The sequence below is a fragment of the Pseudomonas cannabina genome (assembly GCF_900100365.1).
GTDB lineage: Bacteria > Pseudomonadota > Gammaproteobacteria > Pseudomonadales > Pseudomonadaceae > Aquipseudomonas > Aquipseudomonas cannabina.
Genome location: NZ_FNKU01000001.1, coordinates 4,569,180 through 4,581,746, shown reverse-complemented (window position 1 = coordinate 4,581,746; position 12,567 = coordinate 4,569,180). Strand labels below are relative to the sequence as shown.

Genomic DNA, 12,567 nt, shown 5'->3' with positions numbered 1-12,567 from the left:
TGGGTCCACTTTAACCAGCGCACGCCTGGATGAAAACCGATAAGATCGCCACAACCTGTCAGGAAAACTCACAGATCATGAGTCGCGATCTCCCTCCCCTCAATGCGTTGCGCGCTTTTGAAAGTACCGCCCGGCTAGGCAGCGTCAGTCTCGCCGCCGAGCAGTTGAGCGTGACACACGGCGCAGTCAGCCGCCAATTGAAGGTGCTTGAAGAGCATCTGGGCGTCAGCCTGTTCAGCAAGGACGGGCGTGGCCTGAAACTCACAGATGCAGGCATCCGGCTCCGCGATGTCAGCGGCGAAGCGTTCGACCGGCTGCGCAGCGTGTGTATCGAACTGAGCAAGGGCAGTGCCGATGCGCCCTTCGTGCTGGGTTGTTCCGGCAGCCTGCTGGCGCGCTGGTTCATTCCGCGGCTGAGCCGACTGAATGCCGATCTGCCGGACTTGCGCCTGCACCTGTCGGCGGGCGAAGGCGATCTTGATCCGCGGCGTCCGGGGCTGGACGCCTTGCTGGTATTCGCCGAGCCGCCATGGCCTGCCGATATGCAAGTCTTCGAACTGGTCAGCGAGCGAATCGGGCCGGTGTTGAGCCCTCGTTTCGAACGGTTCGAACGCCTGCGCCATGCGCCCGCCACGTCCCTGCTGGCAGAACCCTTGTTGCAGACCACCTCGCGCCCGCAAGCCTGGCCAAGTTGGGCGCAGCAGAACGGCATCGACGCGCAGGCGTTGCATTACGGGCAGGGTTTCGAGCATTTGTATTATTTACTGGAAGCGGCCGTGGCCGGCCTGGGGATTGCGATTGCACCGGAGCCGCTGGTCGTCGATGACCTGACGGCCGGACGCCTGGCTGCGCCGTGGGGCTTCAGCGAAACCCCGGCGCAGCTGGCGTTGTGGGTACCCAGACGTGCGGCCGATGGTCGGGCGCAACAATTGGCTCAGTGGTTGAAAAATGAGCTTAAGCAGTCTGGGGACCCGATCAGAATCTGATCAGTTGCCGCGCTTGAACAGCATGTAGGCTGCGATCAGGCCGATGGCACCTACGGCAACGCCGGCGGTAGTCCATGGGTGTTCCTGAGCGTAGTCACGGGTAGCCAGTGCGTTTTCGCGGGTTTTTTCTTTGACGTCTTCGTAGACATCGCTCAGCAGGCTGCGCGAGTGGCTCAGCGCGCTTTCAGCGTTGGCTTTGAGATTTTTCAGGGTCTTGCGCGACTCGTCGGTAGCATCCGCTTTCAGGCCTTCGAGCGACTTCAAGAGGCTCTCGATCTCCGCTTCCATGCTCTGCAACGAGGCCTTACGTAGTGAAGTAGTAGCCATGGTGTTTCTCCTGCAATTGAGTGAGCGTGTGTTGCTTCGGACTCCGGGCTTTTTGGAAAGTGCGATGCGATTTGTACAAAGCGCTGAACTTTTGCGCGCGTTCCCCTGACAGAAGCAGGGAGCGCGCTCTATATCGCGTCTTTTTCAGACCCTCAGGAGAACTGCCATGACCGATCACCACACGTACAAAAAAGTTGAAATCGTCGGCTCTTCCACCACTACCATCGAAGATGCCATCAACAATGCGTTGGCCGAAGCCAGCAAAAGCCTCAGCCATATGGAATGGTTTGAAGTGACCGAAACCCGTGGCCACATCGAAGACGGCAAAGTTGCGCATTTTCAGGTCACCCTGAAAGTCGGCTTCCGTATTACCAACAGCTGACACCGCTGAACCTTTCGGCTGGCCGATTGCCATAACCTGCGCTATATACCACGTGACCCGTCAACGGGGCGGGTATAAGCGCGGGGATGTTCAATGGGCGCCTGTTCCGATGGCGTCTGTATCTGGCCGGACGAGAGGGATTACCCATGAAGAAGTTTTTGTTGGCTGTAGGCTTGTTGAGCATTGCAGGCACTGCCCTCGCGGCAGGCAAGCCATGCGACGAGCTGAAAAGTGAACTCGACGCCAAGCTCCAGGCGAAAGGCGTAACGTCCTACACGCTGGAAGTGGTTGAAAAAGGCAGCGCGGCCGGCAAGCAAGTCGTCGGTACCTGCGAAGGCGGCACCAAGGAAATCGTTTACCAGCGCGGTTGATTACCGTTGGGCCTGAATCTGACTCAGGTCAGGCCGCCGGTTAATCCCGTTTGCAGGCTTCACGAACAGAATCGCCCCGGACTGTCATCCAGTCCGGGGCGATTCTGTTTCTGGTCGCGCACTTTTTCCGAATCGGAAAAATCGTTTAGCCGTGTGCGACCTGCGCCAGGATTTCGTAGGAGCGCAGCCTGTCTTCATGCTCGTACATGTCGCAGGTGAAGATCAGCTCATCGGCATCGGTTTGCTCAAGCAACACGTCCAGTTTGGCGCGGATCTTCTCCGGACCGCCCACCATCGCCAGCCCCTGAAAGCTCGCCACGGCTTCACGTTCGTGCGGCAGCCACAGGCCATCCATGGAGTCGACTGGCGGCCGCTGCATCAGGCTGTGCCCGCGCATCAACGCCAGAATGCGCTGGTAGACCGAGGTCGCCAGGTATTCGGCCTGCTCGTCGGTGTCGGCCGCAGACAGCGGCACGCCAAGCATCACATAAGGCTTGTCGAGCACTGCCGAGGGCTGGAAATGATTGCGATAGACGCGAATCGCCTCGTGCATGTAGCGCGGTGCAAAATGCGAGGCGAAGGCATACGGCAGCCCGTGCATGCCCGCTAACTGAGCACTGAACAGGCTAGAGCCCAGCAGCCAGATCGGCACATTGGTGCCCGAACCTGGCACGGCGATCACTTTTTGATCAGGCGTGCGCGGACCCAGATACTCCATCAGCTCGGTGACATCATCCGGGAAATCCTCGGCGCTGCCAGAGCGTTCGCGGCGCAGCGCGCGGGCGGTCATCTGATCGGAGCCCGGTGCACGGCCCAGACCCAGATCGATGCGATCAGGATAAAGGCTCGCCAGCGTGCCGAACTGCTCGGCCACCACCAGCGGCGCGTGATTGGGCAGCATGATCCCGCCAGCCCCGACACGAATGGTCGACGTGCCACCGGCCAAATATGCCAGCAGTACCGCCGTCGCCGAACTGGCGATGCCGTCCATGTTGTGGTGCTCCGCCACCCAAAAGCGGTTGTAACCCAGTTTTTCAACATGCTGAGCCAGGCTCAGGGAATTACGCAGTGATTCGGCGGGGCCCTTGTCATGGCGCACGGGCACCAGATCAAGCGTAGAAATTTTTACATCTTCCAGACGTTTCATAGGCCGGGGTAGCTCCTCGAATTGAGATGGGCTGGCTGCTGGAGCTGCCCACGATGAAACAGCAGTGCGGGCGCGAGTCTCGCTTTTCAATGGTAGACGGATAAAAACCTACTTAAGTATCCTCTGAAAAAGCCCATTTTTTTGGAGAGGAACCGGGCTGGAGCGCCTGTATTTACTGGCTTCGACTTTTGAAGAAAAGGCTTTTTCAGACCTTCCTTAAACGGTAGGTCTTTCCGACGGTTGAACTTTCCAGAGCCTGCTATCCTCAGAACCTTGTAACGAGTAATGATCCACATTCATTCCAAAAGGAGCGACCATGAGCATCGTCAAGAAAGCATCTGCCCACTGGGAAGGTGATCTGAAAAGCGGTATCGGCAGCATCTCCACGGAAACCGGCGTGTTGCGCGAAGCACCTTACGGCTTCAAGGCACGTTTTGAAGGCGGCAAGGGCACTAACCCCGAAGAATTGATCGGCGCGGCCCACGCGGGCTGTTTTTCGATGGCGCTGTCGATGATTCTGGGCAATGCGGGCCTTACCGCTGAAAGCATCGACACCCAGGCTGATGTCACGCTGAACCAGATTGAAGGCGGTTTTGAAATCAGCGCTGTGCATTTGACCCTCAAGGCCAAAGTACCGGGCGCAACACAAGAGAAATTCGACGAATTGACCAAGCAGGCCAAAGAAGGCTGCCCGGTTTCGAAGGTGTTGAACGCCAAGATCACGCTGGACGCCACATTGTTGAGCTGATCCGTGCAGGAGCGCCTTGTGCGCTCCTGTATCTACTGTATAAAGCTGGCTTGCTTCACCGGTCATGCGTCCATCGGCGCGTGGTTTGAGTTTGATCAGGAGTCGAGCATGAAACGTTTTATTCTGGCAGTGACCTGTACCGTACTGGCGACCAGCGCGCTGGCAGCGCCGAAATCCTGTGAAGAACTCAAGGATGAAATCGAAGCCAAGATCCAGGCCAACAACGTCACGTCCTACACGCTGGAAATCGTTGCCAACGAAGAAGCCACCGACCCGAATATGGTCGTCGGCACCTGCGATAACGGCACGAAAAAAATCATCTACCAGCGTAACGATCGCTGATCAGATGCAGTGCACGCCGCCCTCTTCCTCCTCTTCGGCCACTACGTTGCGTTTCTCATCGTAAAGCCAGGCATCGACACTGTTGGCCAGTGAGCGCACCTCCAGCATGTAACGCTGCCCTGCGGCGAAATGGTCGTAACGAACACTGACGTAGCAGGTGATTTCGGTGTACTCATCGCCGATCATCCCCATGCCGCCCGACCGGTATTCGTAGTCATACCGCACCTGCAACTCATGACGGCCAAGCGTCACCTGAAAATAGCGCCCGTCCAGACTGTGTGAAAACCTAGCAATCTGCGCAGCGCTCAAAGAAAATGCTCCGTATCGAAAGATACAGAGCATTTTTCGTTATGGCCTACATCCAAGGTGAGTCCCGCAGCCAGACCAGCCTATTCCCGGTCTCGCTGGAAGAGTTGATCCCCGAGGATCACCTCGTTCGTGTCATTGACCTGTACGTTGCCAGGCTCGATCTGGTGCAACTGGGCTTCGATAAAGCGATTCCAAAAAGCACGGGGCGCCCTGCTTATGATCCCGCCGATCAGCTAAAACTCTACCTCTACGGCTATTTTCAGCGGATTCGCTCATCGCGACGTCTTGAAGCCGAGTGTCAGCGCAACATCGAAGTGATGTGGCTGATCAACCGGCTCAAGCCCGACTTCAAGACCATCGCCGATTTTCGCAAGAACAATAAACCCGCCTTCATCGCGACCTGCCGTGCTTTCGTTCGGTTTTGTCGCACGGCAGGCTTGATCGCCGGTGAGTTGGTGGCCATCGACGGCAGCAAGTTTCAGGCGGTCGCATCCTCACGGCGTCATGTGAATTTGAAGCAGCTCAAGCGCCAGGAAGAAAAACTGGATAAGCGCATCGCTCAGTATCTGGCCGAGCTGGATGAGGCCGACAAGGCTGAAACCACAGATTCAATTGATCGCAGCGCAATCAAGGTAGCCCTGGCACAGCTTGAGGCTCGACAACAGGATAATCAGAGTTGCCAGGCACTGATGCGTTCGATGGGCATCGAGCAGTTCAACACCCATGAAAGCGATGCCCGAATGATGCGCACGGCCAAAGGGCCACGTGTGGCCTACAACGTGCAAACCGTCGTGGACGCCGAGCATTGCCTGATTTTGCATCATGAGGTCACCCAAGATGGCGATGACCGAAAGCAACTGGAGCCGATGGCCAAGGCCGCCAAAGCAGAGTTACAGCAAGATGATCTGACGGTCACTGCCGATGCCGGCTACTCCAATGGCAAGCAGTTTCAGGCCTGCGAGGATGCTTCGATTACGGCCTATGTACCGCCCAATCGTTCGAAAAACCCTGGCAGTCAGGAAGAGCAGCTCTTTGAGCGAAAAGACTTTATCTATGAGACCGGACACGATCGTTTCCAGTGTCCGGCAGGCAAATGGTTAACGCTAAAACAGCACAACAAAGGTGATCGGATCTATCAGGCTGAGGTCGATGACTGCGCCAACTGCGCGCTGAAAACGCAATGCACTCGAGCCCGGCGCCGTTATGTCTCACGACATGCCCATGAAGAGGCTTTCGAGCGGATGGAGCAAAGAATGCAGGCGCATCCTGAGATGATGGCCAACCGAAGATCCATCGTTGAGCACCCCTTCGGCAACCTCAAGCAATGGCTATTTGGTAATGGCCGTTTCTTGCTGCGACAACTGGAGGGTACAAAAGCTGAAATGGCCTTGGCGGTGAATGCCTATAACCTGAAACGAGCGATTAAAGTGCTCGGTGTGCGCCATCTGATGGCTTTGATGGGCTGAGCGGACATTTTTTTCGTCTGCTGCCAATACAAAAAAAACGCCCCGAACAAGTCGGGGCGTTTGCTTGGGCCTTCATCAGTGTGTTTTCACACAGTCTGCGTCGTAGGTGTTTTCGCCATCGAGCTTGTCGGCCATGATCAACTGGCCGGTCAGGGTGCGCATGTCGACCCACGCCATGTTCGGGTCAACCGCAGGCAGGGGACCGGCGCATCCGGCGAGGGTTAATGCGGTTATCAGGGTTATGAGGCGCATTGTCGTGGTCCCGGGGTTTTTGGGTTGAGGTGTTGCTGGGTCATACCATGCCACACGCGTGCACGCGTGACAGGCGTGTGCAGATCCTTCGACTGGAAGATTGCTTCCGCGAGCAAGGCGGATGTGGGAGTGAGCTTGCTCACGAATAGGCCACCACTCACCCATTACCAAACATCTGCCACAACGAGGCACCCACTCAGTGACGCTCTCCCCGGCGATCAAACCCGCCGCTGCGGTAATCGCGAAGCGCTCGGTAAGGCTCGCCCAGCGACAGCTCACTAGCCACGTGATCACTGCACCAAGGGCCATCATCAACGACACCGACGCCGGTAGCACAAACGCCAGGCCCAATGCCGCAGCGCTCGGCAAATAGCGGGCACGTCGGGCAGGCAACGTGCTGTCGAGGATGCCCAGCAACAACCCCGCCAAGCCTGCAATAAAAATAGCCCAGCGAATACTCGCCGACAACGAGTCCAGCCCGTGCGTCAGGGTTTGCGCCACGGCCTTCCAGGTGGCGACCGCCGGGGCGGGCCACTCCTCGGTGAGCAACATGCTTTGCGGGTCTGGAATCAGCGCCATATAAGCCAGCACCCCGACGATACTGCCGACGAAAATCCCCAGCGTCTGCGCGACCAACTGCTTGCGTGGCGTGGCCCCGATTGCCATGCCCACCTTGAAGTCGTTCATCAGATCCGTGCACTGCCCGGCTGAACCGCCTGCCGTATTGGCACTCATCAGGTTGATCGTCACCTGCCCGGGCGCGACGATGCCAAAGCTCAATTGCGACAACTGCCCGATTGCGCCAATCGGCGGAATACCCGTCGCCCCCACCACTCGCGCAGCCACCGCAGCCAGGCATATCGCCAGAGGAATGGTCAGCAACGCCATCCACAGATTGATGCCGAACAACAGCGCTTGCAGGCTCACCACCAGAATGATCGACAACACCAGACCGAACGCAGGTCCGGTTTTCGGTACTGCCCAGATTCTCCCGTTGCTCGCCTTGGTTGACCTGTGCAGCCCCCACAACCGAATCGCCAGCGACGCCAGCGTCGAGCAGACCATCAAACTCACACCCGGCCACAACAGCCACTCCACCAGTGCCGCGAACTGCGGGCCACTGCTCCCTGCGGGCAACGTCACTAGCCCCTGAGCCAACAACCACGGCGCCAGACCACCCCACGCCAGCAAGGCACCGAGCAACAGCGTCACACCCACACGAATGCCGATGATTGCACCGAACCCTACCAATAACAGCGAAGGGTCTGCGGTAAACGTCAAACGCTCCAACTGCACACTCGGCGACCAGCGCGGGAACGCCCAGACAAACGTATCAACCCACTTCGCCAACCCGGACAGTAACGCCGCACTGAGCAGCACCTTCAACCGTGTCGCCGCCTCCCGCCCGTGGTTGTAAATGTGCAACAGCGTCTCCAGCGTTGCCATGCCCTCGGGAAACTTCAGCGACGAGTCATTGAGCAACGAAGGCCGCAAATACCACGCAATCCAGATCCCCAGAAAACTCACCGAAAACACCCACGCCATCATCGGAATCGCATCCAGCTGCTGCCCGGTCAACAACGTATAAGCCGGAATCGGCGCCACCAACCCGCCGGAAATAATCGATGCGGCGGCTGACGCTACCGTCTGATTGATATTGCTCTCATGCAACGTCCACGGCGGCTGATTGGGCGAGCGCCTGGCCAGCCCTTGCCAGATGGCGTAACCGATCAAAAGAGCAATGATCGACATGTTGAACGACCAACCGATCTTCAGGTCCGCGTAGACATTGGAGGGGGTGAGCAGAATGCCCAGAACGATGCCGGTGATGACGGCACGCAGGCTGAGCTCGCGTTGGACCGGGGGGATTTGCGGAATGGGGGATGTTGGCATGCGGAATCCTTTCGGCGATGGGCGTAGAGGGGCATGAGTTGGACCTGTCGAAGGTCATCTATTAACGGAATCTGTCACGACAGCATGATTAATTCCAAAAAGGACGACGCTCCCAGTCGGCAGGCAAACCTAACACAGCTGGGGTCAATCCGGCTTTTCCTAGGGAGGCGCTGCAAAAATAGCCAACTGTCCCCACCCTTGGCACACTAAGTTCCTTCAACAGCCTCCCTCTCCGTGAGCGTTACGCGCGTGCAGAAGACCTTCTCCGAACTCGAATATACCGGCAAGAAAAAGCAGACTCGCCGAGATCGCTTCCTGGCTGACCTTGAACAGTTGGTGCCCTGGGCCCTGCTGGAGGCGCAAGTGGCGCCGTTTTATAGCAACACCGCAGGCAAGCGCGGACGCCCTGCGATAGGGGTGTCGCGCATGTTGCGCATGTACGTCGTGCAGCAGTGTTTCGGTTTCTCCGATGAAGGTTGCGAAGATGCCGTCTACGACAGCCAGGCCATCCGCGGTTTTATGGGTATCGACCTGGGTCGCGAGTCTGCACCGGATGCCACCACCTTGCTGCGTTTTCGCCGCTTGCTGGAAGTCCATCAGCTAACCCGGCTGCTGTTTGAAACGATTAACCAGCATCTGGCCAGCCGGGGGCTGCTGCTCAAGGAAGGCACTATCGTCGACGCTACTCTGATCGCCGCGCCGCCCTCGGTCAAGAACCGAGAAGGCAAGCGTGATCCTGAGATGCATCAGGCCAGGAAAGGCAATCAATGGCACTTTGGGATGAAGGCCCACATTGGTGTAGACGCCACGTCGGGGCTGGTGCACAGCGTAGTAGGGACGGCCGCTAACGTGGCGGATGTCACCCAGGTTGGCCAGTTGCTTCACGGTGACGAAACCTATGTTTCGGGTGACGCTGGATACACCGGTGCGGCCAAGCGACCGGAGCATGCTGAACGGGACGTTATCTGGTCGATTGCAGAACGGCCAAGCAGTTACAAGCAGCACGGCGAAGGCAGCGTGCTGTATCGGGTCAAGCGCAAAATTGAATATGCCAAGGCGCAACTGCGTGCCAAGGTCGAGCACCCCTTCCAGGTAATCAAGGTGCGCTTCAATCATCGCAAGGTTCGCTACCGTGGGCTGGAAAAGAATACAGCGCAGTTGTTCAGTTTGTTTGGGTTGGCCAATCTGATGCTGGCCAAGCGGTATTTACAACAGACGGCAGGATAAATCCATCTGAAAGGCGGGACTGGCCCGCCTTTCAGCAAAATGAGGGCAGAAATCTGCTCGAGAAACGTAAAATAAGGCCGGCAGGTTGAAAAAAACCGGCTTGGAAATGGGGACGGTGCGAACGGGTTAATTGTTCAGCGTCTCCTTAACGCTTTAAAACGATGTTTCCAGTCCGCCGTAGGATCAATTACCTGTAGCAAGGCTTGCACTGCCACTGCTCGTGCAAATAGACGCCCTCGATCTGCCTCTGTCGGAAACTCGCTCTTTATTGACTTCGCATATTGGGGTGTATCGGATGTGATTGATGCATTCCACAATCGACTATGGTGAGCACTTATATTGCGTAGCAGCGTAAGACTTTTTAGCCAACTGCCCAATACGCCTTCGTTATAACCAAAGCACGCTGCAATTTTTTTCTTGTGATCGAGATGCAGTCCTGCCATTAATCGTGACAGTTGGCCAATGGTCATCTGCTCTAACACGACCCAGATAGGCGGAAAAGCCGGAGTGTTATAGTTGTTGTAATAATGCTGAATTGCAAGGCTCTGGTTTCGAAGCCCCATCACTTGTTTCAGAAAAGCGCGATGCTCTTCCATATTCCGAAAATGAATAGCATTTAGGGAGACGCTGATTTATTCTAAAACCCAGCTGTTGCCCCCAGATAAATCAAGGCCTCCAGAGCGTTGCAGGGACGAAAAATCGAATAAATCAGCGCCTCCTTAGGTAAAAATGGGGGCCGCAGGCACGATGATTAGCCAATGTGTTGGCTATTGCTGAACGAAACGCCACTTCAATACGGTCGATGCCATCCAGACAAAGTAGTCGCAGTTTTCGATCAAAATCGTAGAGCGCCAGGATATCATCAAACTTTACAGACGGATGAAACTGCTTGGCTGAATTCTGCAGAGGGCGCATGTAGATCAGGAGTCGATAATGGCCGATAAACTGCAAAGCGCGAAGTGCTATCTCTGTTTGACCTTGTGTGTCCAATCCCTTCTTACGCAGGTGGCGAAGGAGTGCATGAGGGGTTTTTGCAGGCTTATCAAAAAGGGCGGGGAGGTGCGACAAACCTTAGCTTCCTGCTGGCAAGGTATAGAAAAAACTAACCCCCTGGTGCGCAGTACGGGACAGGTCCCGCCCGAGGCGTGGGGGTTATTCTTGGGCCCAAGGCTATTGATGCGCTGGCAAGCTGTCAATCAAATTTGATCAACGAGCCTGGTTTCGGCTGTAGAGTGCTGCCCCTCACGTCACTTGCAAACCCCCACGCTCGTCCGGCATAACATTGCCATACCCAAGCCACCCAAGCCCTGCCCTCCATGCCCAGACCCTCTGCCTCACACCTGCGCCATCTGCTATCGCTGCTAGCACTCACGCTGCTCGCCGGCTGCTCCAGCGTTTCCTACTACGGCCAGTTGGCCCACGGCCAGTGGCAGTTGCTACAAGCTCGCGAGCCAGTGGAAAAGATCATTGCCGACCCGACTCGGGATGCCGGGTTGCGCGAGCATCTGGCCCGATCGCAACTGGCGCGTACTTTTGCCAGCGAGCATTTGCATCTTCCAGATAACAAGAGTTATCGCCTGTATGCGGACTTGGGTCGGCCTTATGTGGTGTGGAATGTGTTTGCCACGGATGAGTTTTCGCTGGAGCCGGTCACGCACTGTTTTCCGATTGCCGGGTGTGTCGCGTATCGCGGTTATTACAGCCCTGGCGGGGCGCGTGGTGAGGCGGCGTTGCAGCGTCAGGCGGGCAAGGATGTTTATTTGAGTGGCGTAGAGGCCTATTCGACGCTGGGCTGGTTCGATGACCCTATCCTCAGCTCCATGCTGGGTTGGGGCGATGAGCGTCTTGCGACGCTGATTTTTCATGAGCTGGCGCATCAGCGTTTTTACGTAAAGGACGACACTGAGTTCAATGAGTCCTACGCCAGCTTCGTCGAGCAGGAAGGCACGCGGCAGTGGTGTGCGGCGCGGGGCTTGCCGCCGGAGAGTGTTTCTCAGTCGGCGCGGCGTGATCAGTTCATTCGGTTGGTGCTGGAGACTCGCGAGCGGCTCAAGGCGCTTTATCGTCAGCCGTTGTCGGCGGAGGTTATGCGGGCGCGCAAGGCTGCGGAGTTTGAACAGCTGCGCCGTGATTACCGGGCGCTGCGTGATGAGCAGTGGGCGGGTGACAAGCGTTTCGATGGCTGGATCAACAGCCCGATGAACAACGCCAAGCTGCTGCCGTTTGGTTTGTATGACCAATGGGTGCCGGCTTTTGCGGCGTTGTTCAGGCAGGTGAACGGGGATTGGCCGGCGTTTTATCAAGCGGTAGAGAAGTTAGGCGGAATGCCGGTTGAGGCGCGCAAGGCGGCGCTGCAACAGTTGATGCCTTGAGCTACCTTGTGGGAGCGAGCCGGGCGACGCTTCGCTTGCTCGCGAAGAGGCCAGTGTCGTGCTCATATACAGGGCGTTTGAACCGCCCTCTTCGCGAACAAGTTCGCTCCCACGGCCTTCGGCCAGAATCAAAAGCGGACCCATGTGTAACAGGAACGATAGTCAGGCCTTATCAAACCCCTCAGCCAGGTGCTGATCCTTGAGCTTCACGTAGTTGGTGGCGCTGTACGGAAAAAAGGCGATTTCCTTTTCGGTCAATTCACGCACCTGCCTAACCGGCCTGCCGACGTACAAAAAGCCGCTTTCCAGCACTTTGCCCGGTGGCACCAGGCTGCCTGCGCCGATGATCACTTCGTCCTGAACAACTGCGCCGTCCATGATGGTGGTGCCCATGCCGACCAGAATCCGGTTGCCGATGGTGCAGCCGTGCAGCATTGATTTGTGGCCGATGGTCACTTCGTCACCGATCAGCAGCGGGAAGCCGTCCGGGTTGAAGGGGCCTGCGTGGGTGATGTGCAGCACGCTGCCGTCCTGCACGCTGGTGCGCGCGCCAATACGTATGCGGTGCATGTCGCCGCGCACAACGGTCAGCGGCCAGATGGAGCTGTCGGCGCCTATTTCGACGTCGCCGATGACGATTGCCGAATGGTCGACAAAGGCCCGTTCGCCGAGGGCTGGGGTGTGGTCCTGGAACTTGCGAATGGCCACGATAGGCTCCTTCTTTGGCAGTGATAGACACCCGGAA

General features: G+C 57.2%; 13 protein-coding genes and 3 pseudogenes. 8 read left to right on the top strand and 8 right to left on the bottom strand.

All coding sequences use genetic code 11. The annotated features are described in order from the left end of the window. The first annotated feature begins 29 nt into the window (after positions 1–29). Positions 30–986 (top strand): LysR family transcriptional regulator, encoded by a 957-nt coding sequence (locus tag BLT55_RS21745; RefSeq protein ID WP_054999327.1) that lies wholly within the window; start codon positions 30–32, stop codon positions 984–986. Here BLT55_RS21745 and BLT55_RS21740 read toward each other — a convergent pair whose 3' ends face one another. Beyond that, complete coding sequence (locus BLT55_RS21740) at positions 987–1,313, bottom strand: ElaB/YgaM/YqjD family protein (protein WP_003318456.1); 327 nt, start codon at positions 1,311–1,313, stop codon at positions 987–989. Positions 1,314–1,479: 166 nt separating this feature from the next. Between BLT55_RS21740 and BLT55_RS21735 the strand changes: the two genes are divergently transcribed. Together BLT55_RS21735 and BLT55_RS21730 are read left to right on the top strand one after the other, a co-directional pair. Next, a complete protein-coding gene (locus BLT55_RS21735) occupies positions 1,480–1,695 on the top strand; it encodes a dodecin (protein WP_007248366.1) in 216 nt (71 codons plus the stop codon). Between the two features lie 146 nt (positions 1,696–1,841). Next, positions 1,842–2,066: a DUF1161 domain-containing protein gene (locus BLT55_RS21730; protein ID WP_007248365.1), complete on the top strand. Its 225-nt coding sequence runs from the start codon at positions 1,842–1,844 to the stop codon at positions 2,064–2,066. A 145-nt stretch (positions 2,067–2,211) separates the two neighbouring features. On the opposite strand, the gene BLT55_RS21725 is transcribed toward BLT55_RS21730, so the two are convergent. Further along, positions 2,212–3,213, bottom strand: coding sequence for an LLM class flavin-dependent oxidoreductase (locus BLT55_RS21725; RefSeq protein WP_054999328.1), 1,002 nt, complete (start codon positions 3,211–3,213; stop codon positions 2,212–2,214). Between the two features lie 316 nt (positions 3,214–3,529). On the opposite strand from BLT55_RS21725, the gene BLT55_RS21720 reads away from it, so the two are divergent. Continuing rightward, the gene (locus BLT55_RS21720) at positions 3,530–3,961 is read left to right on the top strand and encodes an OsmC family protein (RefSeq protein ID WP_007248363.1); all 432 of its coding nucleotides are present in this window, start codon (positions 3,530–3,532) and stop codon (positions 3,959–3,961) included. 108 nt (positions 3,962–4,069) lie between these two features. Then, on the top strand, positions 4,070–4,303 hold the full coding sequence (locus tag BLT55_RS21715; RefSeq protein WP_005894724.1) for a DUF1161 domain-containing protein: 234 nt from the start codon (positions 4,070–4,072) through the stop codon (positions 4,301–4,303). Here the strand turns inward: BLT55_RS21715 and BLT55_RS21710 are convergent. Further along, positions 4,304–4,582, bottom strand: a pseudogene (locus BLT55_RS21710) (PA0061/PA0062 family lipoprotein); the annotation flags it as partial. 71 nt (positions 4,583–4,653) lie between these two features. On the opposite strand from BLT55_RS21710, the gene BLT55_RS21705 reads away from it, so the two are divergent. Further along, positions 4,654–6,078 (top strand): IS1182-like element ISPsy6 family transposase, encoded by a 1,425-nt coding sequence (locus BLT55_RS21705; protein ID WP_055001182.1) that lies wholly within the window; start codon positions 4,654–4,656, stop codon positions 6,076–6,078. A 99-nt stretch (positions 6,079–6,177) separates the two neighbouring features. Here the strand turns inward: BLT55_RS21705 and BLT55_RS35115 are convergent. Beyond that, positions 6,178–6,330 (bottom strand): annotated as a pseudogene (locus tag BLT55_RS35115) (PA0061/PA0062 family lipoprotein); the annotation flags it as partial. A 157-nt stretch (positions 6,331–6,487) separates the two neighbouring features. Further along, positions 6,488–8,223 (bottom strand): annotated as a pseudogene (locus BLT55_RS21695) (OPT family oligopeptide transporter). A 249-nt stretch (positions 8,224–8,472) separates the two neighbouring features. Here BLT55_RS21695 and BLT55_RS21690 point away from each other — a divergent pair. After that, on the top strand, positions 8,473–9,450 hold the full coding sequence (locus BLT55_RS21690) for an IS5 family transposase (protein ID WP_007247761.1): 978 nt from the start codon (positions 8,473–8,475) through the stop codon (positions 9,448–9,450). A gap of 134 nt (positions 9,451–9,584) precedes the next feature. Here BLT55_RS21690 and BLT55_RS21685 read toward each other — a convergent pair whose 3' ends face one another. Then, positions 9,585–10,046: an Abi family protein gene (locus BLT55_RS21685; RefSeq protein ID WP_082438217.1), complete on the bottom strand. Its 462-nt coding sequence runs from the start codon at positions 10,044–10,046 to the stop codon at positions 9,585–9,587. A 112-nt stretch (positions 10,047–10,158) separates the two neighbouring features. After that, on the bottom strand, positions 10,159–10,518 hold the full coding sequence (locus BLT55_RS21680) for an Abi family protein (RefSeq protein ID WP_082438218.1): 360 nt from the start codon (positions 10,516–10,518) through the stop codon (positions 10,159–10,161). A gap of 248 nt (positions 10,519–10,766) precedes the next feature. On the opposite strand from BLT55_RS21680, the gene BLT55_RS21675 reads away from it, so the two are divergent. Next, on the top strand, positions 10,767–11,822 hold the full coding sequence (locus BLT55_RS21675) for an aminopeptidase (RefSeq protein WP_055001948.1): 1,056 nt from the start codon (positions 10,767–10,769) through the stop codon (positions 11,820–11,822). A 162-nt stretch (positions 11,823–11,984) separates the two neighbouring features. Here the strand turns inward: BLT55_RS21675 and BLT55_RS21670 are convergent, their stop codons facing one another. Continuing rightward, positions 11,985–12,530 carry a gamma carbonic anhydrase family protein gene (locus BLT55_RS21670; protein ID WP_055001949.1) on the bottom strand — a complete coding sequence of 182 codons (546 nt, stop codon included), beginning with the start codon at positions 12,528–12,530 and terminating at the stop codon, positions 11,985–11,987. Between the last annotated feature and the right edge of the window lie 37 nt (positions 12,531–12,567).